This window comes from Polaromonas sp. P4_H1 (genome assembly GCF_056400945.1).
The window spans coordinates 1-502 of the sequence record NZ_JBFUKG010000170.1; the positions used below are offsets into that span (position 1 = coordinate 1).

Sequence of the window (502 nt, forward strand, 5' to 3'; positions counted from 1 at the left end):
TGCCTAGCGATTGCATCGCAGCCTGCGGCATCTGGTCTACTCCGATGGTTCTAAACTGGTTCTTTAACCAGCCAGCACTCAAGCTAAGTATGCCCTACCGGGTTCATTGGTCTAACCGGCTTCGGAGTTATTCGTGAGTATTCAAGCGCCCGTAGGGGATCCCACGCCAAGCAATGCAGAGCCGCCATACAAATCATGGCTCTGCGTTATATGCGGCCTGATCTACAATGAGAGCGAAGGCTGGCCCGCCGATGGTATCCTGCCCGGCACGCGGTGGGACGAAGTCCCTGAAGATTGGGTTTGCCCCGATTGCGGCACTGGCAAAAGCGATTTCGAGATGATCGAGATCTAAACACCGGAATTCGCATGCGCCGGGTGTTGCATGCACAGCCTTGAGGTTAGCTATGTACGTCCCGCCCCACTTTGAAGAGTCCCGATCTGAGCAACTTTTCCATCTGATCGAGAACAATGCACTCGGCACGCTAATCACCCACGGAAAGAG

2 protein-coding genes are annotated in these 502 nt (G+C 54.6%); both read left to right on the forward strand.

Features of this window, described 5'->3' with window-relative positions:
- Positions 1-133 precede the first annotated feature (133 nt).
- Positions 134-352, forward strand: coding sequence for a rubredoxin (locus AC1DS5_RS25700; RefSeq protein ID WP_477721066.1), 219 nt, complete (start codon positions 134-136; stop codon positions 350-352).
- A 52-nt stretch (positions 353-404) separates the two neighbouring features.
- The coding region (locus AC1DS5_RS25705) for an FMN-binding negative transcriptional regulator (protein WP_477721067.1) at positions 405-502 on the forward strand (98 nt) is incomplete at its 3' end.